We start from the raw sequence: 24244 nt of genomic DNA on the forward strand, positions 1-24244 counted from the left end.
AAATGGTATTTAAAGTCGTGCTTCCAGCTCATTTGGATCCCAAAAATATGTTTTGAAATCTTGGATCTGATCTTGTATGATCTTCAATCCCTCGGCTTCCAACAGTTGTTGCATTTCTTCTGGGTGGCCAAAGTGATGTTTTCCTGTTAGGACACCGTTTCGGTTTACTACTCTATGTGCGGGAATATCCGGGACAGTATGGGAAGCATTCATGGCATAACCGACCATCCTTGCCCCACTTTTTAATCCGAGGTAATTTGCAATGGCCCCATATGAGGTTACTTTTCCCCGAGGTATCAGTCTTACAACCTGGTAAACCAGGTCAAAATGATTTGTTTTACTGTTTTTCATACATCAATTCCAATAAGATTTCATCAAATTCCTCCCGGATTTCAGGTTCTTTTTCTGGGGCTATTCCCACGATAATTTTAATGGCTATTTTTTCTTTATAGATGCCACTGAGCCCAACAATGAATTTAGAGATTTCTTTGGATTCCAGTCTTTTGGCTAATTTTGGTTCAATTTTTTCTCTTATTTCTTTGAGGCTCATTTTGGTTTCCACAGGTACTTCAAATATAAACTCTACATCTTTTCGGTCTGTAAATCTATAATTGATCACATGTGTGCTAAGCATCAGGTTATTGGGAATCATCATAGTCAATCCGTCATCTCTTTTTAGAACGGTGTTGAGTAATGTTATATCTTTGATGATGCCTTTTTGTTCATTGATTTTGATCGTATCGCCTAATGAAAACTGATCTGTAAACATGATAATCAGTCCATTGATGGTATTGGTGATATATTCTTTTGATATGATTGCAATGGCAGCCGCAACGATGGTTAAGCTGGTCAGAAATTCAAAAGGGCGGATTCCAAATGCCATTATCAGTGCGCTGAGGAATACAATTGAATTTAGTATATTGGAAATCCATGTAATGCCGAGAAGGAAATTAATCTGAAAATCTTCGTCTTTTTGCTTACGCATGTATATGCGGGCAGTCAGCATTCGGGCTAGGGAAATCAGAATGTTGCCTCCTAGGAGAAATAACAAAGCACCCAAAATACTGGGAAGACCCGAGATGTTTTCAGCCCAAAGACTAAAAGGTACGGACACCTTATGGAGGTAAAATAATATACCGAATAGAAATAGCTTAACAATAAAAAGCCGCAATTTGCGGTTTTCGGATATACGTAATACAGATTTAGCTTGGGGCATGACGGGTGTACTAGATTCAAACAGGAATTAAATATAAAATTAAATAAATGTAAATATGGAAAGAAATATAATTGTAACAGGTGCGGCCGGAAATTTAGGCCAAGCAGTGGTTGAAAAATTCAAAAGGGAAGGATATAGAGTGATTGCAACGATTTTGCCGGACTCCGAGGAGGAGGTAGAGGGGGTTGAAGCGGTGTATGAAGTCGATGTGACTGATGAAAAATCCGTAGTGGAATTTGCCAAAGAGTATCAGTTACAATATGGAGAAGTGGACGCTATCGGACTATTGGTGGGCGGTTTTGCCATGGGGACCATTGAGGAAACCAGCTTGGATCAAATCCATAAAATGATAAATCTTAATTTTTATTCGGCATATAATATGGTCAAAAGCTTTCTTCCAATGCTTAAAAAGGCAAATTCGGGTTGTTTTTTATTTGTCGGAGCAAGGCCTGCATTGCAGCCTTCTGATGGGCAAGGAGTTGTGGCATATGCTTTGAGTAAAAGAATGGTGATTGAGCTTGCAGATTACGTAGCAGAGGAGGCAAAAGACAGCCATGTCAGGTCGCATGTGTTTGTGCCAAGTATTATTGACACTCCTGAAAACCGAGAAGCAATGCCTGATGCTAATTTTGCCGACTGGGTGGCCCCCTCAGAAATTGCAGAGGCTATGCACTATGCCGTAAATAATCCGGCACTTCGTAATATGACCTTCAAGCTCTATGGAGGCGTATAAACCAAATAAATCATTCATATGAAAAAATATAGCAAACTACTTACTGTCCTGATTTTTTTATTGAGCTTAGGCACGCTTGAGGCTCAAACCAACTCTGAAACAAGGCGATTGAACAACTTCAATGCAGTGAAGGTAAGCACTTCCATAAAAGCAGAATTGGTACAGGGAGATGAAAACAAAATAGAAATCAATGTCACAGGGATAGAACTGGACAAGATTGTGACTGAAGTTTCGGATAGAACACTTGAGGTAAAATTAGGTAGAGGGAATTTCAGAAATCACTCCGTCAATGTAGTTATTACCTATAAGGATATTCAAGGGATAGAGGCGACCACAAGTGCAAGTGTAGTGGCCAAAAACCAGATTGAAGCTGCCGAGGCTTACCTTTTTGCAGCTACCAATGGTTATATAGAAGCTGATGTGATTTCTGATGTTTTGCATTTAGAAGCTGCGACCAATTCCCGAATAGTCGTGGAAGGAGAAGTGGATGAGTTGAATATCAAGGCTTACACCAATGCTGAGATAGACGGCAAAAAACTAGACGCAAATGATGTAGACGTAGTAGCCAATACAGCAGCAACTGTACATTTCAATACCGGTGGAAGTATTGTAGGTTCAGCTGCTACGGCAGCTAAGATTTATTATGGAGGAAGGCCGAGCTCTATGGAAGTGAAAACAAGTACAGGAGGAAGTGTTCAAAAGAGATGATAAAAGTAATTCTATTTTCGGCGTTATTCTTTTTGTTTGCAGTATCTGCCTCAGCCCAAGAGGAGCAAAAAGTTCAGAATTTGATTGCATCATTATTTGAAGGCATGAAAACAAAAGACCCAGGTCTAATTCAAGATGCATTTCACCCAGAGGCTATCATGCATACAGTGGCTACAGGGGAAGAAGGTTCTATTTTGGGAGGTAATTCAGTTGCTGATTTTGTGAACAGAATTGCTACGACTCCCGATACCACTATATTGGACGAGAGAATTCTGGATTTTCAAATTAAGGTAGATGGGGATATGGCTTCCGCATGGACACCCTATGAATTTTATGTCAATGATGGATTTAGCCATTGCGGTGTAAATTCTTTTCAGTTGATCAAAACTGGAGGTCAATGGAAAATCACTTATATAATAGATACAAGGAGAAAAACTGGCTGTTAGCCATTTGAAATAAAAAGTCGGTCCATTTCGACCGGCTTTTTTTATCCCTGAGGAATAAATTTCAATAACTCAGTAGTTCCATCCAGAATAAAATATTGGCATAAACCTTACTTTCTATATAATCTATGGCTCTATTTGTTGTTAAAGTATCAATAAAACTCCGAGTATTTTAAAAAAACAGCAAATCCCTTTTGGATTATGATATTTTGTGATTAAGATTGTCAAGTCAATTTTCAAATGATGAATTCTTTTAAATCACATAGACACCTCAAATCCATGGCTCAATCAGTTGTTTGGCGCGGGACTTCTATGTGTGTGCTATTGTTTTTCTTTTTTACCACAGCAACTACCATTACGGGGTAATCCCGTATTTAAAATCCATATAGCCCGGTCATCAAAGGTCCATTGTTATGGACTTTAAAAATCATTGAACCATACTTTAAATCCTCAACATTCAACTATGAAAATAATCAAGTTCGGAGGCTCATCTGTAGCCAATCAGACAAATATCAAGAAGGTTTTTGAAATACTGCATCAAAAAAACAGTCAGGGTGATTTTGCAGTTGTTTTTTCTGCTTTTGGAGGAGTCACAGAAGTGTTGTTGCAATCTGCCCAAAAGGCAAAAACGGGAGATAAAACCTATTTGGATGATATCAAATTCCAGGAAGAAAGGCATTTTGAAATCGTTAAAACCATGATGCCTGTTCAGCTGCAATCTCCAGTTTTGACATATATCAAGCTCAGGTTCAATGAACTTGAAGATCTCTTCCATGGAATCTTTTTGATCAAGGAATGTTCGCCAAGGACTTTGGATTATGTCGGGAGCTTTGGAGAAAGGCTTTCGGCTTATATTTTGACAGAATTGTTGAAACTGGAAGGTTTTCCAGCGGTCTACCTGGATGCCAGAAAGGTAATCAGAACCAATGACCGCTTTGGGAATGCAAAAGTTGATTTTTCAATAAGTAATGACCTGATTCAGGATTTTTTCCATCAAAACCCAGGTCTAAAAGTGATCACAGGTTTTATTGCTTCTACAGAAAAGGGAGAGACCACCACACTGGGAAGGAGCGGGTCAGATTATACAGCAGCTATTTTTGCATCAGCCCTGAATGCCGACGCGCTTGAGATCTGGACTGACGTTTCGGGGGTAATGACTTCTGATCCAAGGTTGGTTTATTCAGCTTTTACCATTCCCCAGCTCAGCTATTCAGAGGCCATGGAGCTGTCTCATTTTGGCGCAAAAGTAATCTTTCCTGCCACCATGCAGCCGGCAATGAAAAAAGGTATTCCTGTTTATATTAAGAATACCTTTGAGCCGGAGGACGTTGGGACTTTGATCAATAATGATCCTCCCAATGGTAAACTCATCAAGGGGATATCTTCTATTTCTGATATTTCACTATTGAATATTCAGGGGGCAGGGCTGATCGAAGTGGTAGGAGTGAGCAGGAGAGTGTTTGGGTCTTTGGCTGAGGCTTCTGTCAATGTAATTCTAATCAGCCAAGCTTCTTCAGAACATAGCATTTGTGTCGCAGTAAGGTCTACTGAAGCCTTCCTTGCCAAAGAAGCAATAGAAAAGGAATTTCTCTATGAAATCAAAAATGGAGAAATGGACCTTGTCCAAGTGATGAAAGATATGGCTGTAGTGGCCGCAGTAGGAGAAAATATGAAGCGAAACCCCGGAGCAAGCGGCAGGATGTTTCAGGCATTGGGACAAAATAATGTCAATGTTTTTGCCATTGCGCAGGGAAGCTCTGAGTTGAATATTTCAGCTGTGGTCTCCAAGGCAGATTTACAAAAAGCATTGAATGCACTTCACGAAGCTTTCTTCCTCTCTGACAATAAAGTGCTACATCTATTTTTGGTAGGAGTAGGCCTTATCGGAAAAGCCCTGATCAAAATGATTGCCATTCAGAGCGAAAAACTGCAAAGGGACAATGATTTGGATATTCAAATCCACGGGATTGCCAACTCCCGCTATATGGCATTTCATGAAGATGGGTTTGATTTGAGTAATTGCCCTGCTCCCGAAGATGCTTCTGATGCACAAAAAATGAACCTTGATAAGTTTATCTCCCAAATGGATGAAATGAATTTTTCCAATACAGTCTTTGTGGACTGTACAGCAAGTCAGGACGTGGCGGAGATCTATGAAAGGGTATTAGAGGCAAAGATTGCCATAGTGACGCCTAACAAAAAGGCAAATTCGGGATCCTTGGAAAAATACAGAGAGTTAAAAAGGTTGGCCTATAAGCGTGGAGTTAAATTTCTCTATGAAACCAATGTGGCTGCAGGTCTTCCGGTCATCAGTACCTTGCAAGACTTGATGTTGAGCGGGGATAAAGTGATTCGGATTGAGGCCGTCTTAAGCGGCTCTATGAATTATATTTTTTCTGAATTTGAAAATGGACTTCCTTTCTCTGAGGTAGTCAAGCAAGCCAAAGAAAAAGGCTATACTGAACCCGATCCAAGGGACGACTTGAGCGGCATGGATGTAGGAAGGAAAATTCTGATACTGGGAAGAGAAGCAGAGCAGGAGCTTCATTTTGAAGATATCAGTATTCAGAGTATGGTGCCTGAAGACTGCGTGGATATCAAGGACGTGCAGGAGTTCTTTGATAAGCTGAAAACTCATGACAAAGAATTTGAAAAGCTACTGGAAGAAGCCAAGCAAAAAGGTGAAAAACTGCGGTTTATGGCAACTTTGGAAAATGGGAAAGCTAAAGTAGGACTTAATTCCCTGGACTCAAGTCATCCTTTTTATACTTTAAAAGGAAGCGATAACATGATCCTATTTACTACAGAGCGGTATCATGATTTTCCTATGATTATCAGGGGGCCAGGTGCAGGTGCTGACGTTACAGCAGCTGGAGTATTTGCTGATGTGATTCGTTTGGGTAATTTCTCCAGATAACATGAAAAAGGTTACTGCTTTTGCACCGGCTACTGTGGCCAATGTATCCTGTGGATTTGATATCCTTGGTTTTGCCATTGACGAATTGGGAGATCAAGTGACTGTTATGCGATCCGATAGCCCTGGATTGAAAGTTACTGCAATAAGCGGTGATGGGGGCAAGCTACCCTATGAAGCAGAAAGGAACACCTGCTCGGTTGCTATTCAGGCCATGTTGGATCAACTTGGGATAGCCCAAGGAATGGAAATTATCTTGGAAAAAGGCTTACCGCTAGGTTCTGGCATGGGCTCCTCGGCAGCAAGTGCAGCAGCTGCATTGGTTGCCGCCAACGCTTTGTTGAATGAGCCTTTTACAAAAAAAGAACTGGTTCCTTTTGCGATGGAGGCAGAACGGGTAGCCTGTGGTGCTGCACATGCAGATAATGTAGCTCCTTCGATTTTGGGCGGCTTTGTTTTGATCAGGGATTACCAACCACTGGATTTGGTCAAGCTGCCTGTTCCGGCAGGATTGCATTGTACCTTGTTGCACCCTCACCTAGAGCTCAACACATCTGATTCAAGGTCCGTGCTTAGGAAACAGATTTCTCTTAAGGACTCTACAATTCAGTCAGGGAATATTGCTGGGTTGATTTCGGGGCTCTTTCTCAGTGATTTCCAATTAATCAGCCGTTCTTTGAGGGATGTTGTTGCTGAACCTTCCCGTGCCTTGTTGATCCCAGGGTTTTATGAATTAAGGGAAAACATTAAAGCCATTGGAGCTCTGGGTTCCGGTATTTCAGGCTCCGGCCCCACCATATTTGTTTTGTCTCCTGATAAAGAAATTGCAATTATGGCCGGTAAAGTTTCTGAAGATGTTTTTGGTAAAATCGGGCTTGGACTTGATGTATACATTTCCGAAATCAACAACAATGGAGCATATCTGAAAGAGGAAAAAATTTAATTAAGCAATTATGAATTTTTACAGTACCAACAATCCTGAACACATCGTAAACCTCAAAGAGGCAGTAATCAAAGGACTGGCCTCCGACCAAGGTCTCTACATGCCGGTAGAAATACCAAAACTGCCTCATGAGTTTTTCGAAGAACTTCCTAGTCTGTCTTTTCGGGAAATTGGCTATCAAGTCATCGGTGCACTTTTTGGAAAGACATTGACATCTCAGCAGATCAATCAATTGGTAGATCATACCCTAACTTTTGATGCACCTTTGGTCGAATTAGAGAAGAATATCTATAGCCTTGAGCTATTTCATGGACCTACTTTGGCATTTAAGGATTTTGGAGCCAGGTTTTGTTCCAAGCTGATGTCTATGTTGATGGAAGGGGAAAAAAGAAAGGTGAGGGTATTGGTAGCTACTTCAGGTGATACAGGTTCTGCGGTTGCCAATGGCTTTTATAAAGTGCCAGGTGTGGAGGTTGTGATTTTGTATCCAAAGGGGAAAGTGTCAGAATTGCAGGAGAAGCAGTTTACAACTTTGGGTGAAAACATCAGTTGCCTTGAGGTGGATGGTGTCTTTGACGATTGCCAAAGTTTGGTAAAACAGGCTTTTTTAGATGAAGAACTTAATGATAAAATGCTGCTCACTTCTGCCAACTCCATCAATATAGCCAGATGGATTCCGCAGTGTCTGTATTATTTTTATGCCTATTCCAGACTTCCGAAAAGTGATAAAAAACTGGCTTTTTCCGTTCCAAGTGGAAATTTCGGTAATTTGGGCGCCGGTATTTTAGCGGAGAGGATGGGTTTGCCTATAGATATTTTTGTGGCGAGTACCAATGTCAATAAAGTAGTCCCGGATTTTCTTCATGGGAATGCATTTCAGGCCAAGGCTTCTGTTTCTACGATCAGCAATTCTATGGATGTAGGCAATCCAAGTAATTTTTACAGGTTGCTGGCATTGTACGGAAATGACGAAGCTGTATTTAGGCAAAAGGTCAAGGGATTTTATTTTGATGATGCCGATACGGCAAGGGTAATGCGGAGTATAAAAGACCAAACAACCTATATCATGGATCCTCATGGTGCAGTAGGCTATTTGGGCCTTAGAAATCTGATGAGGATGTTTCCTGGCGAATATGTAGGAGTATTTTTGGAGACAGCCCATCCCGGCAAATTTAAGTCCACCGTAGATCAGATTTTGGGAATTGACTTGGAATTGCCAGAGAGGTTGAAGGAGTTTATGAAAGGGGAGAAAAATGCTGATTCCCTAGGCAATGATTATGGTCAGTTTAAGGAGTACTTGTTAAAGAAATTATCATAACAATAAGATTAGACCTTTCAGATTTTCAAAATCTGACAGGTCTAAAACCAGCAAAAACGGCCTGTTCAGAGAATCGGGCCGTTTTTGTTTTAAAAATCAATATGGTTTTACTGATTCTCTGATTGCTCTTTGAGCTTCATTTGCATTTCCTTGAGTTGTTTTTTGAGTTCCAGCATTTCGGTTTCATAATTCTTTCTCCACGCTTCCATTTCTTTTTTATAAGCTTCCAATTGTGGACCATTTTCTTCTTCCCATTTTTTAATTTCGATTTTGTACTTCTCCAACATAGGCTGGTTTTGATCTTTCCACACTCTTACTTGAGCGAGGTTTTGTTCACGCCATTCTTGCTGCTTTTCCCGCCACTCTTGCTGTTTCTCTCTCCATTCAGCCAACTCTTCCTGATGCTCACTTTTCCATTCTTCAATTTTGGCTTTGCGCTCTTCATTTTGGGCTTGAATAGCTAGGCGAAGCGCGGCTGTTTTTTCACGAACTTCCTTTTTGAATTGCTCCAATTGTTCCCTATCCATCTTCGTAGTATCTCCTTCAAATGGCCAAGTAGGCATGCGGTAAAACCTCATTGCAGAATCTCTTGGGATTACTATTCTGGGCATTTTGTCATAAAAATCAGGACCTGGAAGCATTTTTTCAAATGCCTCTTCATCAAAGTCAAAATGAGGCATCTCTCCCAACTCAAGTTTTGGAAGGTCTTCCAGTTTCAATCTTGGCATATTGCTAAAAAATTCCGCTTCAAAATCTAGATCCTTGAAAGGAATGAACCAGTCTCCTTCAGATTTGAAGCTTTTTTGAATTCTTTCCAGTTCTTCAGGGGTCAATTGGTGCTTTTCTGCGAATAGTGAATCCAAATAGAGTTTTTTACTGCCCTTTATCCTGGTCGTATCTATGATGGTAAGGTTAGTATTTTTATCTAACCGAAAGATTATGCCTTCATCCGTAATGATGGTTTTTTCATTTTTTGTAGTGTCAGAAAGGCTGATTTGTGGTTGTATCTCCTCTGGTTGGGCAGGTGTTTCTTTTTCTGCACTGACCATCAAGGTGGCGCCGATCAATAGTGTTAGAATCATGGTGATGCTGGTTAATATAGTTGGTTGTGAATATTCCGATTGAATGCCCATGATTCTTTTGATTCTCATGAGTGTAGGGTGGTCTTTTCTGGCAGCCGCCAAAGCCAATTCCGGACTGCTATTTTTAGCATGATTGAGCACATTGGCCAATCCATAAGCCAAAGCTTTGGGCTCGGTTCCATGATGAAGAGCCATTTCGTCACAGGCCATTTCACGGAATTTTCTGATTTCATTATTGATCCACCAAAATACGGGATGAAAGAAGTAGAGGACCTCAAGGTAACGTTGGATCATATTGAAGATGTAGTCATGCCTTTTGATATGGGCCAATTCATGGCTGATAATGGCTTCGAGCTGTGCAGGACTGATTTGCAAAAGCAAGCTTGTGGGAATGAGGATGATTGGTTTCCAGGTTCCGAAAGTGATTGGCATATCCACATGAATGGAGTGAAGCAAGCTTACAGGTCTTTTGATGTCTAGCTGTATGGCTTTCTCAGTTAGAAAATTCTGAAACTCATCTGATAGTGCTGTATGGTTTTTTCTTCTTAGTTGGTTGATGTCAGATAGACCTGCTGCCAATCTAATCAAAAATAGTATGGCACCTACAAACCATAAATTGACCAATTGAGGAATATAGGGTTGAAGTTTAGTCTTCCAATCTGCAGACAGCGGACTTTGTTCATCTGATTGCAACAAAAACATCAATTGACTCTGCTCTACTTCTGTTGAACCCGATGCTATAAAAGCATCCTGCTGATAAGCTAGCTCATAAGAGAATGTGAGCATGGCTAGAAGGGGGATCATCAAAAGGGCAAACATGCTGAGCTTGTATTTGTAGGCAGCAGTTTTGCTGTGTTGGATTTTGAGTAAAGCCCAAAGCAATATGCCAATGCCAGCGATCTGCCATAGTGCATGAATCAGTACCCAGCCCAAAGCAAAAAGGTACTTTTCAGAAAGTAGTTGGTTAAGCCATTCCATTATTTTTCATTTTCAAGTTGATCCAGAAAAGCACGGATTTCTTCTATTTCTTCCTTGGAAGGGTTGCCCTGACCCAAAGCCTGCATGACCAGGTTTTTGGCAGAGCCACCGAATGCAGCATGCATGAAATTGTTGACTAAGCCCATTTGCGTTGCCTTTTCATCTACTGATGGAAAATAAATATGTGTTCTGCTGGCATCATCCCGTGAAACCAGCCCCTTAGCATGCATGATCTGCATGAGCTTGAGGGTGGTGGTGTAGCCTGTGTCTTTTGATTCTGCAAGCTTTTCGTGGATCTCCCTGACTGTGGCTTTTTTTAGCTGCCAGAGGAGGGACAAAATTTCCAGTTCGGATTCAGTAGGCTTAGTGTTCATATGTTTTAGTACGATTCATTTCGTACAAAATTATAAAAGCTTGATTTCAAACCAAATATTTGTACGATTTTTTTCGTATATGTTGCAATTTTTAACATTTTGAGATCCTTCAAACCATTTTTTCTTACATTGAAAAGCTAATGATATATGGTAATCCAATGTCGTTTAGTTTAACTTTTCCAAAGTTCAGATTTGTAAACAATGTTTGTTTTACTTTTAATCCAACTTTGGAAAAGTTTAAATTCAACTTGTAGTCTTATCCAAAGGACATTGTATGGTAATCAGTGATTTATTTGATTTGATGAGGTAGTTTGTGTGTAAAAAAATTATATTGCTTTTCGGAAGTGACTTAGTTTAGATGAAAAGATTTTTTTTTCCGTTTGTATTGCTTGTGCTTTTGAGCACTTGCATTGACCCTTATGGCTTCAATGCAGAATTAGGTGAGCAGGCACTTGCTGTTGAAGGATATATTACAACCATTCCTGGCCATCAAGAAATAAGATTGAGAAGGGCAGAAGTCTTCGGCCCTGACTACATAGGAGTCAATAGGCCTGAAGGTTTGGCTACAGTTCTCATCAAAGATGACTTGGGAAGGGTGACACGATTGGTGGAGCAGGAGCAGAGAGGCCTATACCTTACAGAAGAAATATTTGCCGCAGAGATAGGTAGAAGCTATAATCTGGAAATTATTACACAAAATAAAAAACGCTACATTTCAAAAGCCGAGTTGGTAAGGGAAGTACCAAAGCTTGATTCAGTAACTTATAGGGCTGTAAGAATACCTAGTACTGACCTGCTAAATGATGATTATGGTGTTCAGGTATTGGGGCATTTTCAAGATCCCAAAGGACAAGATAATTATTATTTTTGGAGGACTATGGAATCAGATTTTGTGTTAATAGCAGAACCGGATTTAGAAAATATTGGTGGTGGTCCCGCTGGACTTCCCCCCTGTCCTCCATGTTGTGAAAAAATTTGTTACCACAAAGACCTTCCTAAACCAGGAAACATTTTTACTGTAGATGACACTGAATTTGATGGTTTGTACCAAAGCAGGGTTATAGCATTTGTTGAGGATAACGGGTTACGGTTCAAAGATACTTATAGATTAGAGTTGCAGCACATGTCCGTGACCCAGGAAACACAGCGTTATCTTCAATTAATAGATCAACAACTTAGGTTGACAGGCTCTGTTTTTGACCCTCCACCAGCGAATATTAGAGGTAACATGATCAGTTTGGATGATCCAGATGAGTTGGTTTTGGGGCAGTTTTTTGCAGTGGATATGGAACAAGTTCAAGTTTACATTCAAAAAAGCAAATTGGAGTTTTTTAGAAGACCCCAAACAATTGTTCCCCGATGCTGCATTCATTTTCTTTATCAAGATCCTAGGACAGGCTATGTGGCTCCTTTGGTTCCTACCACACCGCCTTCCGATTGGAATCCACCAAGGAACTGATGAAAAAGCTTTCGTCCTACATATTGATCTTGTTTTCTTTGTTCTTGATTTATGCCTGTATAGATGTTTTTCCTTTCGAAAATGAAAGGCCTGAGCCTATCCTTGCATTAGAAGGGTATATCACAACCATTCCAAAAGTGCATCGCATCCGTCTATCCCGAGCGGATAGGTTTTCTCCTGATTTTAATGGGCTCAATCGACCTGAGACCTTAGCCAAGGTTCTCATTAAGGACAACCTAGGGAATGTGGAGGTTTTGACCGAATCCACCGCAGGGGTCTACTTGACACAAGAAAATTTTGCAGCTAAAGTAGGCAAAACCTACAATCTTGAAATAATCCTTAATGATGGCCGTCGCTTTATTTCAAGGCCTGAAACAGTAGCTCCTGCTCCTTTGGTGGATTCATTGAGCTACAGAGCGGTTAGGACGGCTTCTGAAAATTCATTTATAGATGAAGTTGGGGTGAGGATATTTGCCCATTTTCAAGATCCTCCAGATCAGCAAAATTATTATTTCTGGAATATGCTTCCGTCTGATTTTCAATTGGTAGCGGAACCGGAATTGAATTTGAACAGCCCTTTTCACCCAACATGTCCCCGCTGTCCAAACCCTCTGGAGTGCTGCAGAATATGCTATTTCAGCGAAAGACCGAGTCCACCAAATGTCAATACAGCGGAAGATTCGGATTTCAATGGCCTTTACCAAAATATACCAATCGCCTATATCCGGGACAATGGATTAAGATTCAAAGGAATTTACAAAGCAAAAATTCAGCACCTTTCTGTTTCCCAAAATGCTTACAGGCATTTAACATTGATAGGACAACAAGTGGGACTTACAGGTAGTGTATTTGATCCGCCCCCAGCCAATATCAGAGGGAATCTGATCAATTTGGATGATCCGGAGGATACACCATTGGGATATTTCTTTGCTTCTGATGAGATTCCATTGGAAACCTACATTCATCCAGAAAGACTTGAGTTTGTTTTTAGGCCTCAAACCTTATTCCCGACTGACTGCAGGGCCTATGTGGTGGGAATAGGAATTGTCAGGCCAAATGATCCTCAGATTCCTCCGGCAGATTGGAATCCCAACAGATAACCTTAAATTGTTGCTTATGAAAGGACGTTTTACAAAAATTCTTTTTCTGAAATTGCTTTTGTTTACTTTTTCCTGTGAAATCGAAGAAGTAGGTACGCTGAATCTTTTGACAGAAGAAATAGTCAATGTCAGTGGAGAGCGCGCTGTTGTCCTGGGTAGAATTATTGCTTTTGAAAATATTCCGGTAGAGGATCATGGGTTTTATTTTGCAGAAGAGGAGAGCTTTTTAGATCCCATCATCATTTCTCTTGGTGCAACTGAAAGACCTGGGAGATTTGTCGGTGAAGTGAGTGGGCTGCAATTAGGAAAAAATTATTTTGTTAAAGCTTTTGTGGTCAGAGCAGGAGAAATGATTTTTGCTAATACCTTGAGCTTTGAAACTTTAAACCCGTCCATATTAAGGTATGAACCTCTTGTTCAGTTTGGTGGGGGTGAAGTTATCATTACAGGAATCAATCTGGCGGATGATACTAGGGTGTTTTTTGGTGACAGAGAGGCGGAGGTAAGAGAGGTGATATTCGGGTTTCAGGTACGTGTGACTGTGCCTCCCATCGCTTCGAGTATTTCTGAGCAAATCAGAGTAGTTACGAGAGGGATTGAATTGGAAGTGGAAACTCCCTTCAGGTATGCAGTGGGAAAATTCAACCTATTGGATGCAAATGCTTTAGAGGGGCTGTCAATTGTGGAAAATATTTATTTCCAGCAAGGAGAAAGGTTTTTTGCAGGAATGGGAAGAGATAGTGGCAACCAATCCACGGATTTTATATGGGAATATAACTTTGCACAGGGAGAATGGGTAAAAACCGGCTTTGAGGCAAGAATGCAAAGGGCTGCATCAGACTCCCATACAGGGTATTTTGGAGGAGGATTTTTTCAGACCAATATTTTTGGGCCTCAAATCCCCAGTGATAATTATTGGCATTTTGATGGGTTGGAATACAAAGAACTGCCACCGGCACCTATCAATATCTCAGATGGCTTTGGCTACGAAATTCAGGGCCAATTTTACATCGCAGGAGGGACTATAGGAGTGGGCTCACAAGTATACCGCTACGACCCCGCTTCGAATGCCTGGGAAATTCGACCCAATCTACCTTCTAATGTAGATAAGGGAATGGTTCATTTTGTATATAATGACCATCTTTATTGGATTGATCGAGACAACAACCTCATTCAATACAATCCCTTTACAGCACAATCGCAAACTGTATCCAGGTATCCTTCGCCTATGATAGAGAATACGACTGATTCCGGCGGTTTTGCCTTGGTGATGGGTGATAAAGTATTCATTGGCTTATATAACAATGCCCGGGAAATTTGGGAGCTGGATATGGAGATTTTGGATTGGGGGAGAAAACAAAACTTTACAGGTGATGCCAGGGGAAGGATTACTGGAGCTTACAGCAAGGATGGTATATTGTATTTCCTAAGGTCTTACCTAGTTAATCCCAGAACAGAGTTTTGGGAGTTTGATCCGGAGGCTTTTTAATCATAAATCTTTTTTGATTCATTCAGGATGAAAGCCAGTAAAGCAGGAATAGCATTTTTGATTGTCTTTGTAAGTTGCATTGATCCATTTGGGGTTTCCAGTTTGGAGCCTGAAGGCTTGTTGAATATTGAAGCCTTCCTGACCAGTGAACCGCATGTTCAGCAAATTCGCTTATCCAGAGCAGGAATTTATGGTCTGGACAATGTCGGTAGAAATCTACCGGTCAGAGGAGCTGTGATTTTGGTAAAAGACGACTTAGGTAATATTGAGAGGTTTTTGGAGAGTGGGGTGTCAGGTACTTATCTGAGCTCTTCAGAATTTTCTACCAAAGTGGGCCGATCCTACAATTTAGATATCGAATTGCCAAACGGAGAGCGCTTGGTTTCCTTACCTGAATTGGTGAACCCGGTCCCAAAGATGGATTCAGTCACCTACAGAGCAGTGAGGACGGCGTCTACCGACCCGATGAATGATGAAATCGGAGTTCAGGTATTAGGGCATTTTCAAGACCCAGCAGACCAACAGAATTTTTATTATTGGAAAATGCTTGAATCAGATTTTGTGTTAATTACTGAACCAGAACTTTATACCCTACCACCAACCCATCCTACATGCCCCAGATGTCCTGTACCAAAGGATTGTTGCTCAAGGTGTTTTCATAAAGACACCCCTCGTCCTGCCAATATCAATACCATTGATGATTTGGAGTTCAATGGAAATTACCAAAGCAGGGTTATAGCTTATGTTAGGGATAATGGGCTTCGCTTTAAAGAAACATACAGACTAGATATACAGCACATGTCTGTCAGTGCTGAGGCTCACAGGTTTCTTAAACTATCAGATCAGCAACTTCGATTGACAGGCTCAGTATTTGATCCCCCTCCTGCTAATATTAGAGGAAATGTCATCAATCTCAATAGGCCGGAAGAGCAGGTTTTGGGGTATTTTTTCGCTACTGATATCCAATTGTTAAGGGTTTATATCAGAAGGGATAACCTAGAGTTTTTTCTCCGCCCTCAAACAACAGTGCCTGATGATTGTAGGGATTACTTACAACAAGCCTCGGGCTTTCCAATGCCTTTTTTACCTACAGAAGCACCGGAAGACTGGGATGGTTTTTAATTTATTCAAGGAATACTGATACTATTAGGTATTAAAATAGTTTCTTTGAACCATCCTCTTTTTTCATTAGTTGTCCATACATATAATTTTAAATAGACCAACTATTATGAGTAAACAACCCTTGTTACAATCCCTGAATCTTGGGGATCTTTTATTGAACAACAGAGTAGTGATGGCGCCTATGACACGGAGCCGCGCTGATAACCCCGAAAATGCACCTACAGCAATCCATGCGGAATATTATCGTCAGCGTGCCTCAGCAGGCTTGATCATCACCGAAGGTTCACAGATTTCGAAAAAAGCCGTAGGCTATATCAATACTCCGGGTATCTACTCAGAAGCCCAAGTAGAAGGCTGGAAGAAAGTAACTCAGGCAGTACACGATGAAGGTGGAAAGATTTTTATACAGCTGTGGCATGTAGGCAGAATTTCCCATCCGGATTTCCATGGTGGTGATCTGCCCCATGCGCCATCTGCTATCAACCCAAATGCAAAGTCATATACTCCCAAGGGATTCAAGGAAACAGTCACTCCTAAGGAAATGACTTTGGAAGACATACAGCAAACCATTTTAGATTTCAGAAATGCCGCGAAAAATGCATGGGCAGCAGGTTTTGATGGGGTAGAGATCCATTCGTCCAATGGCTATTTGTTGCATCAATTTTTTAGCAGGACATCCAATGTGAGAACTGATGCCTACGGGGGCAGCATAGAAAATAGGGCAAAGATATTATTTGAAATCATTGATGCCATCAAGCAGGAAATACCCGAAAACAGAATTGGGCTGAGGTTGAACCCCTCTCTTCATGGTATTTTTGGTATGACAATGGACGAGGAAAGCATACCAACATTCGATTATATCATTGAAAAGCTCAATGAGTATGATCTGGCTTATCTTCATTTGTCCGAGCCATTCAATGATGTATCGGAAGTGCCTTTTGCCGAACCGGAAATTGCCAAAAGATATAGACCTGTCTATAAAGGGACTCTGATTATCAATGCAAATTTTGATCAGGAAGAAGGCAATAGATATGTTTTGGAAGGATTGGCAGATGCTGTCGCATTTGGTAAGCCATATATATCCAATCCGGATCTGGTGGAGAGGTTTGAAGCCGGCGCAGAACTAGCCGAGTGGGATCAGGATACTTTTTACACCCAAGGTGAAAAAGGCTACACGGACTACCCCACCTATCAAGAAGAGAAAGTTTGAAATTAAATGATTAAGGCCGAAATATTTCGGCCTTTTCACTATTTTGCAACATGTGTTTACTAGCTTTTAACTGGAATAATCATCCGAAATACAAGTTGATCCTTGTAGCCAATAGAGACGAGTTTTTTGAAAGGCCTTCGCAGTCCCTTCATCAATGGGAATCCGGCATTTATGCAGGCAAAGACCTTCGCGCTGGAGGAACCTGGCTGGGCATGCACCCAAGTGGGAGGTTTGCAGCACTTACCAACTATCGGGACCTGAAAAATCCCAAAAAATACGAAAAGTCCAGAGGCGATCTGGTTAAGAATTTTTTGGAAGGTGATAAAAACCCTTATGAATACCTGAAGGAAATAGCAGCAGAGATGCAGGAATATGAGGGGTTCAATCTTCTGGTCGGCGATCAAAATAATCTCTATTACCTTTCCAATAAGTCATCGGGTGGTATAAAGCAACTCAGTCCAGGAATTTATGGACTGAGCAATGCAGTGCTGGAAACCCCTTGGAGAAAGCTGGTGAAAGCAAAGGAAAATCTGGAGGAACATTTAGCTGAAGGGAATTTCCAAATGGAATCCCTGATGAAGGGACAGCATTCCAAAGAAACTGAATCTCCCGAGTTGCTCCCGGATACAGGTGCTACTCCCGAGCAGGAAATCCTGCTTTCGGCACAATTTATCAATGTGGGCAATTATTATGGCACAGTAAATAGCACTGTTCTTCTGTGGGATGAAAAGGGCCAAGTGGAAATGATGGAGCGGGTTTTTGACCAAGTGAAAGGTACACACGAGGATACCAAAGTAGATTTTAAAATCAATTCCAAACTGGAACAGAATGTCCGCTAAGCCTGTTAGCTTAACATGGAAAATCAAAATCTTTTGGATGTTTTTATTGTGGGTGCAGGCCCCATTGGTTTGGCTTGCGGTATTGAATGTGAAAAAGCAGGCCTGAACTATGTCATTGTAGAAAAAGGTGTGCTCACCAACTCACTTTACAATTATCCGCTTAATATGACTTTTTTCTCGACCTCCGAAAAACTTGAAATGGGAGGCATACCTTTTATGTCTGTTTCTCATAAGCCCACCCGAACAGAGGCCCTGGAATATTATAGAAGGGTGGCCAAAATATGGAAACTTAAAGTAAACCTGTACGAAGAAGTGAAAACCTTGGAGAAGTCCAATGGGATTTTTGAAATCAAAACCTCCAAAAATACTTATCAGACCAAGAATGTGATCTTATCTACGGGGTTTTATGACCTTCCCAACCTGATGAATGTACCAGGGGAAGATCTGCCAAAAGTCACTCATTATTACAAAGAGCCCTGGCCCTACATTGGCCAGAAAATACTTGTTGTGGGTGGAGCCAACTCAGGTGTAGATGTAGCTTTGGAAACTTGGCGAAAGGGTGCAGATGTAACCATGGTATTGAAGGATGAAGGTGTGGATCCCAAAGTTAAGTACTGGGTCAAGCCTGATATAGAAAACCGTATCAAAGAAGGCTCAATCAAGGCTTTTACCAATTCTTTGGTCAAAGAAATCAGGGAAAATGAAGTGGTAATTAATACCCCGGATGGTGATATTACAATTGAAAATGACTTTGTTCTGGCAATGACTGGTTATGTGCCCAATTTTGCCCTTTTGGATCAGTTGGGTGTAGAGTTAAGTCTGGATGAAAAGCGTCAGCCCTGCTACGATCAGACCAATCAGGAGTCCAATGTGCCTGGTGTTTATTTGGCTGGGGTAGTCTGTGGTGGATTAAATACCAGAGAATTTTTTATAGAGAATTCCATAGTGCATGCTGAGCAGATTGTGAAGCACATCCTGGAAAAGAAAGCTTAAAATCAAACCAGAATAAGAGTGGTTGTAATGCGTTGAAGGTTTCATCAAGCATTTATTTTTTGTGGGAAGGTGGATGTGTAAATGAGGAATTGGAGTCCTTGTCTGGGTTTGGATTCAATCGTATGGGTTTTATTTCCATTTTATTGAATTATGTTGCAGTTTTGCACAAACAAGAAAAACATGCCTATACTGCTCCGATCGCTGAGATTTATAGATTCTGAAAAAACTCACTCCCCAAAAGATTATGTAATCGTTGATCATCAGGTTCTCCCCAGAGAAAATTCAAACATTGATTCGTTTGATGAGGAAATCGATTGCAGCAATTTTTTAGCTTCGGAAGGATGGGTGGATCTTAGGTGTGCTTCAGGAGAACCGGGGGAAGAACAAAGAGAAACGATAGAAAGTCTGGGAGAATTGCTGGCCAATTCAGGATTCGCAAAAGCTGTAGTGATGCCTAATGCAAAGCCTGTCTTTCAGAACAAAAATGATGTGCAGTTTTTTTTGTCAAAAACAGCAAATTGGCTCACAGAACCGATTTTACAGGCAGCTTTGACCAAGGATGCACTTGGTGAGGATTTTACAGATATTTTGGATTTGAATCAGCAAGGCATCAATGTGTTTGGTGACGGGGTCAGCCCCCTTTCTAATCCCGATCGGCTGATGAAAGCGCTTCAATATCTCAAAAAGTTTGACGGAATTCTTTTTGATCAATCCTATGATCCCATGCTGGCGATTTTTGGTCAGATGCATGAAGGCATTGTGTCCACCAGATTGGGAATGAAAGGAATCCCTAATCTTGCTGAGGATGTTTGTGTACAGCGGAATGTGGAAATCTGTAAATACACAGGTGGAAGGCTTCACTTTCAGACCCTCAGTTCAGCCGCTTCCATCAACAGCATCCGGAAAGCAAAATCCGAAGGTCTGTCAGTCACCGCAGATGTATCATTGTATCAGCTTTTGTTTACAGATGAAGATTTGGTCAGTTTCGACACCAATTATAAGGTGGTTCCTCCATTTCGGTCTAAAGAAGATAGAACAGCCTTGATTGAGGGACTAAAAGATGGAACCATTGATGCCATTGTGTCCAATCATCAGCCGATGGAGTTTGATGCCAAGCACATGGAGTTTGACTTGGCACAACCTGGAATGATTGGTTTACAGACGTTTTTACCTGGAATGGTCAAATTGAGTGAAGAATTGGGTTGGCCTTTGTTGATTTCCAAAATCACCTCCGGGCCAAAGTCGGTTTTGGGATTGGAGCCTACTGCTTCATTCGGCTCCCTAACTATATTTGATCCTAAAGAGCAATGGGCATATAATAAAAAATCAAACCTGTCACTTTCTGCTAATCATCCCTGGATAGGGAGTCAATTGCAGGGAAAAGTAAAAATGATATTTAATAAAGGAAAATTAGCCAAATTTTAAATGAAGGTATATTTCAGTTATGCTGCTAAAATCGGATGCCTCGCAGCTGCACTTTCCTTGATGGCATTTTTCATTTATGGATATCTGGGAGATGACCCTACCCTGATGAGTATTATTTTCAGCTTTGCGATCACTCCTTTTTTTATAGGAGCTGGGGTGTATTTTATCAGGTTTAAAGTGCATCAAAACCACATCAGCTTTGCAGAAGGCATGACCATAGGCTTTGTGATTTATATGTTGAATGCTGTGATTTCCTTTTTTGGGACATTTATTGGTTTACAGGTTTGGCCTGAGTTATTCGAGAGAATCAGAGCGAATAAAATCAATATTACCTTGGAGAAAAAAGATTTTACCATAGGGCAATATGGAGAAGAAACCTTTCAGCAAACCTATGAAAGTATTATGGAGCTCAGTGTTTTTCAGATTTCGCTCAATGACTTTATCTGGAAAATCGTCTTTGGTTTATTTTTTACAATAATTATTTCTATAATTTTAAGAAAAACTAACCAGTAAATCTATGGAAGAAAAGTTGACAGTTTCCGATACAGTCAAAAAATGGGGCTTGATCTACGGGATTGTAGGCCTGATTTATATGTTGCTTTCCACGATGTTGGATTTTGCTACAATGGGAATGATGGTCCAGGTCATTTCCTTTTTGGTTTTGGTTGGGATAGCCTTCACGATTTATTTCTTGGCCTGTAAAGAATATAGAGATAGCAATGAAGGACAAATATCCTTTGGAAGAGCCTTCGGCATTATTGCATTGGTGGCGGTGATTGGTGGGGTGATCAGGGCTATAGGTATTTATGCTTATATCAAGTTTATAGACACCGGGTATATGGCAAGAGTTCAGGAGGCGCAGGAAGAAATGAGGTCCAGGTTTGGTGCTCCTGAGGTAGATACTGATGATTTACCAGCTTTTGTGAAATTTTTCCAAACAGAAGAGTTTTTAGGCATAGCAACCTTTTTCAATGTCATGATTGGAGCATTGATCATTGGCTTGATAGTAGCTGCAATGGTACAGAAAAAAGAAGATCACTCTTATTGATGATACAGATATCCGTTATTGTTCCCGTTTTTAATGAGCAAGAATCATTGCCTGAATTACATAATTGGATTCAGCGTGTAATGGAAGAAAATGCATTTTCTTACGAGATTATTTTTGTCAATGATGGGAGTACGGATGGGTCTTGGGAAGAAATTATAAAATTGGGCAAAATCAACCCCTTCGTAAAAGGAGTTGATTTTGTCAGAAATTACGGCAAGTCTGCGGCTTTGGATGTGGGCTTTGGCAAAGCACAAGGGCAAGTCGTCATCACCATGGATGCTGATATGCAGGACAGTCCTGATGAAATTCCGGAATTGTATGAAATGGTTGTGGGTGGAGGGTATGAGGTTGTTTCAGGTTGGAAAAAGAAAAGGCATGACCCCATTACCAAAACAGTACCCTCTAGATTTTTTAATTGGGTGACCAGAATCATTTCAGGTATAAAGTTGCATGATTTTAACTGTGGGCTGAAAGCTTACAAAAAAAAGGTGGTCAAAAATATTCATATCTATGGGGAAATGCACAGGTATATCCCATTGATAGCCAAGTGGAATGGGTTTTCGAATATCGGAGAAAAAGTCGTTGAGCACCGTCCCAGAAAGTACGGAGAGACTAAATTTGGTATTGAAAGGTTTCTCAATGGATTTTTGGATCTGATTTCTGTATCCTTTGTCAACAGGTATAAGAAGCGCCCTATGCATTTTTTCGGCTCATTGGGTACCATTTCGTTTCTAGCTGGTTTCTTTATCACTTCCTGGCTGATTTTTGAAAAAATATATGGGATTTATAAAGGGCTCATGGTCAGGGATATTACCGCCCAGCCTTTGTTTTTCTTGGCATTGGTAGCTTTGATCGTTGGGGTTCAGCTATTTCTGACGGGCTTTTTGGCTGAGATGATGACTTCCAACAACAGTAGAAAAGCGGACTATAATATCGACGATGAATTCAACTTTGGTAGTTGATGTTTTTCTCTGTCATCATACCGGTCTTCAACCGTTCCGAAGAGATAGTAGAGCTACTTCATAGTTTGTGTCTTCAGGATTGTTCAGATTTTGAAGTGATTGTAGTGGACGATGGGTCTGATCCCCCTTGCCAAAGTCAGGTTGATTTTTTTTTGGACAAACTGCCAATCAGCTATTTTCATATCAACAACATAGGTCAGGGCTTTGCCAGAAACTTTGGCATTGAAAAGGCTCAAGGCCAATACTTTGTCTTTTTTGACTCCGATTGCGTCATTCCCCCATCTTATTTTTCAATATTAAAAAAGGCAATAGAAGAAAGGGGCTTGGATGCACATGGAGGCCCGGATGCAGCATCGGATGACTTTTCTTTGCAGCAAAAAGCAATGGATTTTGCCATGACATCACTCTGGACTACAGGAGGTATCCGTGGTAGATTAAACGATCCTGCAAAATTTCAGGCAAGAGGTTTTAATATGGGGTTTTCTGCTCAAGTTTATCAACAGGTTGGAGGCTTTTTTGATCCTAACCGTGCTGAGGATATAGAAATCAGTATCAGAATTAAAGATGCAGGCTTCAAATTAGAGCTGGTTCAAGAAGCCTATGTTTATCACAAGAGGAAAAATAGCTTCCAAAGCTTTGTACGGCAAGGTTTCAATTTTGGAAAAAATAGGGTGAATGTCTCCCGTTTTCACCCCCGTGCAATTAAGGCTATACACCTTTTGCCAAGTTTGTTTTTGCTCTTTTTGCTTGCATTGCCATTTACAGCCATTCTTAACCAAGGCCTGTTCAGAATGCAAATATTGGGCTTGGGATTTTGGGGCTTAGCAGTCCTGATCCACGCTACAATGAAACACGAAAGTTTGATCGTAGGCTTTTTTGCTTTGGTTTACTCCATATCACAATTAGCAGCCTACGGCTTTGGGCTTTTATCTGAATACTTGGTCAAAGTAACAAAAGGTTAGTCTCCCTTTTTGCAATAAAAGATGATTTCATTTTCAGGAAGGGCGTGTCTTATTATCAAGTCTCTATCCAGGTTTTTGACAAATAGGTTCTCTTGGACAATAAGTCCTGATTTACTCAATCTTGAGGCGTAATCTTTCCCATATTTTCTCACATGATCCCTTTGACCAAAGCGTCTTTCCCTCTCTGCAGGATCGGTAATGGATTTATCTTCCAAGGTTTGTTCCAGATCATATACAGGGGATTGGATAATGCCCCAACCATCCTTTTTGAGGACACGGTTGATTTCTTTACAGGCAAGGAGGTCATCCTCTACGTGCTCCATGACGTGGTTGCAAAAAATCACATCAAAGCTTTCAGCCTCGAAGGGTATGTCGTGTACATCCATTTTGACATTGGCCAAAGGAGATTCCAGGTCAGCTGTGATGTACTCAAGATTTGGCAGAGCATCCATACTTTCAATGAAGCACAGCTCAGGAGCAATATGAAGTACTTTTAATTTTTTGCTGAAAAATGTTGTTTCCTTTTGTAGAAAAAGCCACATCAAACGGTGTCTTTCCAGAGCCAGACAATTGGGACAAAGGGCATTTTCCCTGGCCTTTCTTCCATAAGGTAGGAATTTCCTGAAAGTATGCCCACAGACATTGCATTCCACATTTTTACCTTTGTAAAACACAGCTAAAACTTTCAGGAAAAAATGAGAAACCAACTGGAGGTATTTTCTGGGAACATACCGGATGACAAAGCTGATAATGGACTTCATGAAGATTTGATTAGATACCAAAGGTAATAATTCCTGAAATCTTGGCTTGAAAAAGTCCGGCTTTCTTAAAATTCACACTACTGTGAACTCAAATAGTGCTGTAATACTGATAATTATGTTAGTGGCTTTATTAGATGCTTATTGGACAAAAGAGCAGTTCTATTT

23 protein-coding genes are annotated in these 24244 nt (G+C 40.8%); 18 read left to right on the forward strand and 5 right to left on the reverse strand.

The window, feature by feature from the left end; genetic code table 11:
- Positions 1-9 precede the first annotated feature (9 nt).
- Both A33Q_RS20555 and A33Q_RS20560 read right to left on the reverse strand, forming a co-directional pair.
- Positions 10-351, reverse strand: a complete 342-nt coding sequence (locus A33Q_RS20555) for an MGMT family protein (protein ID WP_009032786.1) — start codon at positions 349-351, stop codon at positions 10-12.
- Complete coding sequence (locus A33Q_RS20560) at positions 338-1114, reverse strand: mechanosensitive ion channel family protein (protein WP_235062822.1); 777 nt, start codon at positions 1112-1114, stop codon at positions 338-340. Before A33Q_RS20560 ends, A33Q_RS20555 begins: the two co-directional genes overlap by 14 nt.
- A gap of 157 nt (positions 1115-1271) precedes the next feature.
- Here A33Q_RS20560 and A33Q_RS20565 point away from each other — a divergent pair, with 157 nt between their 5' ends.
- The 6 genes from A33Q_RS20565 to thrC all read left to right on the forward strand — a co-directional run bounded on the left by A33Q_RS20565 (position 1272) and on the right by thrC (position 8275).
- Positions 1272-1949, forward strand: coding sequence for an SDR family NAD(P)-dependent oxidoreductase (locus A33Q_RS20565; RefSeq protein ID WP_009032784.1), 678 nt, complete (start codon positions 1272-1274; stop codon positions 1947-1949).
- 18 nt (positions 1950-1967) lie between these two features.
- A complete protein-coding gene (locus A33Q_RS20570) occupies positions 1968-2657 on the forward strand; it encodes a head GIN domain-containing protein (protein ID WP_009032783.1) in 690 nt (229 codons plus the stop codon).
- Positions 2654-3103 (forward strand): nuclear transport factor 2 family protein, encoded by a 450-nt coding sequence (locus A33Q_RS20575; protein ID WP_009032782.1) that lies wholly within the window; start codon positions 2654-2656, stop codon positions 3101-3103. The genes A33Q_RS20570 and A33Q_RS20575 overlap by 4 nt, the downstream gene beginning before the upstream one ends.
- A 460-nt stretch (positions 3104-3563) precedes the next feature.
- Positions 3564-6017: a bifunctional aspartate kinase/homoserine dehydrogenase I gene (gene thrA, locus A33Q_RS20580; protein WP_009032781.1), complete on the forward strand. Its 2454-nt coding sequence runs from the start codon at positions 3564-3566 to the stop codon at positions 6015-6017.
- A 1-nt stretch (position 6018) separates the two neighbouring features.
- Positions 6019-6957, forward strand: a complete 939-nt coding sequence (locus A33Q_RS20585; protein ID WP_009032780.1) for a homoserine kinase — start codon at positions 6019-6021, stop codon at positions 6955-6957.
- Between the two features lie 10 nt (positions 6958-6967).
- Positions 6968-8275: a threonine synthase gene (gene thrC / locus A33Q_RS20590; protein WP_009032779.1), complete on the forward strand. Its 1308-nt coding sequence runs from the start codon at positions 6968-6970 to the stop codon at positions 8273-8275.
- A 107-nt stretch (positions 8276-8382) separates the two neighbouring features.
- Here thrC and A33Q_RS20595 read toward each other — a convergent pair whose 3' ends face one another.
- Entirely contained in the window at positions 8383-10335 is a 1953-nt protein-coding gene (locus tag A33Q_RS20595) for a M56 family metallopeptidase (RefSeq protein WP_009032778.1), read from the reverse strand.
- Complete coding sequence (locus A33Q_RS20600) at positions 10335-10709, reverse strand: BlaI/MecI/CopY family transcriptional regulator (protein ID WP_009032777.1); 375 nt, start codon at positions 10707-10709, stop codon at positions 10335-10337. The genes A33Q_RS20595 and A33Q_RS20600 overlap by 1 nt, the downstream gene beginning before the upstream one ends.
- Before the next feature lie 358 nt (positions 10710-11067).
- Here A33Q_RS20600 and A33Q_RS20605 point away from each other — a divergent pair, with 358 nt between their 5' ends.
- The 12 genes from A33Q_RS20605 (at position 11068) to A33Q_RS20660 (ending at position 23318) form a co-directional block, all read left to right on the forward strand.
- The gene (locus tag A33Q_RS20605; protein ID WP_009032776.1) at positions 11068-12168 is read left to right on the forward strand and encodes a DUF4249 domain-containing protein; all 1101 of its coding nucleotides are present in this window, start codon (positions 11068-11070) and stop codon (positions 12166-12168) included.
- Positions 12168-13268 (forward strand): DUF4249 domain-containing protein, encoded by a 1101-nt coding sequence (locus A33Q_RS20610; RefSeq protein WP_016255660.1) that lies wholly within the window; start codon positions 12168-12170, stop codon positions 13266-13268. The genes A33Q_RS20605 and A33Q_RS20610 overlap by 1 nt, the downstream gene beginning before the upstream one ends.
- A 16-nt stretch (positions 13269-13284) precedes the next feature.
- Positions 13285-14757 (forward strand): IPT/TIG domain-containing protein, encoded by a 1473-nt coding sequence (locus tag A33Q_RS20615; protein ID WP_009032774.1) that lies wholly within the window; start codon positions 13285-13287, stop codon positions 14755-14757.
- 27 nt (positions 14758-14784) lie between these two features.
- Complete coding sequence (locus A33Q_RS20620) at positions 14785-15879, forward strand: DUF4249 domain-containing protein (RefSeq protein ID WP_009032773.1); 1095 nt, start codon at positions 14785-14787, stop codon at positions 15877-15879.
- A gap of 106 nt (positions 15880-15985) precedes the next feature.
- Positions 15986-17089 carry an alkene reductase gene (locus A33Q_RS20625; protein WP_009032772.1) on the forward strand — a complete coding sequence of 368 codons (1104 nt, stop codon included), beginning with the start codon at positions 15986-15988 and terminating at the stop codon, positions 17087-17089.
- 50 nt (positions 17090-17139) lie between these two features.
- A complete protein-coding gene (locus A33Q_RS20630) occupies positions 17140-17928 on the forward strand; it encodes an NRDE family protein (RefSeq protein WP_040490746.1) in 789 nt (262 codons plus the stop codon).
- Positions 17929-17943: 15 nt separating this feature from the next.
- On the forward strand, positions 17944-18921 hold the full coding sequence (locus tag A33Q_RS20635) for a YpdA family putative bacillithiol disulfide reductase (protein ID WP_009032770.1): 978 nt from the start codon (positions 17944-17946) through the stop codon (positions 18919-18921).
- Between the two features lie 180 nt (positions 18922-19101).
- A complete protein-coding gene (locus A33Q_RS20640; protein WP_009032769.1) occupies positions 19102-20346 on the forward strand; it encodes a dihydroorotase in 1245 nt (414 codons plus the stop codon).
- Entirely contained in the window at positions 20347-20859 is a 513-nt protein-coding gene (locus tag A33Q_RS20645) for a DUF4199 domain-containing protein (RefSeq protein ID WP_009032768.1), read from the forward strand.
- A gap of 4 nt (positions 20860-20863) precedes the next feature.
- Positions 20864-21394, forward strand: coding sequence for a DUF4199 domain-containing protein (locus tag A33Q_RS20650; RefSeq protein ID WP_009032767.1), 531 nt, complete (start codon positions 20864-20866; stop codon positions 21392-21394).
- Complete coding sequence (locus A33Q_RS20655) at positions 21394-22356, forward strand: glycosyltransferase family 2 protein (protein ID WP_009032766.1); 963 nt, start codon at positions 21394-21396, stop codon at positions 22354-22356. The genes A33Q_RS20650 and A33Q_RS20655 overlap by 1 nt, the downstream gene beginning before the upstream one ends.
- Positions 22356-23318 (forward strand): glycosyltransferase, encoded by a 963-nt coding sequence (locus A33Q_RS20660; RefSeq protein WP_040490748.1) that lies wholly within the window; start codon positions 22356-22358, stop codon positions 23316-23318. The genes A33Q_RS20655 and A33Q_RS20660 overlap by 1 nt, the downstream gene beginning before the upstream one ends.
- Here the strand turns inward: A33Q_RS20660 and A33Q_RS20665 are convergent.
- Positions 23315-24079: a class I SAM-dependent methyltransferase gene (locus A33Q_RS20665; protein ID WP_009032764.1), complete on the reverse strand. Its 765-nt coding sequence runs from the start codon at positions 24077-24079 to the stop codon at positions 23315-23317. The genes A33Q_RS20660 and A33Q_RS20665 overlap by 4 nt on opposite strands.
- Positions 24080-24244: the final 165 nt, after the last annotated feature.

Origin of the sequence: Indibacter alkaliphilus LW1, assembly GCF_000295935.2 — a bacterium.
Lineage (GTDB): Bacteria > Bacteroidota > Bacteroidia > Cytophagales > Cyclobacteriaceae > Indibacter > Indibacter alkaliphilus.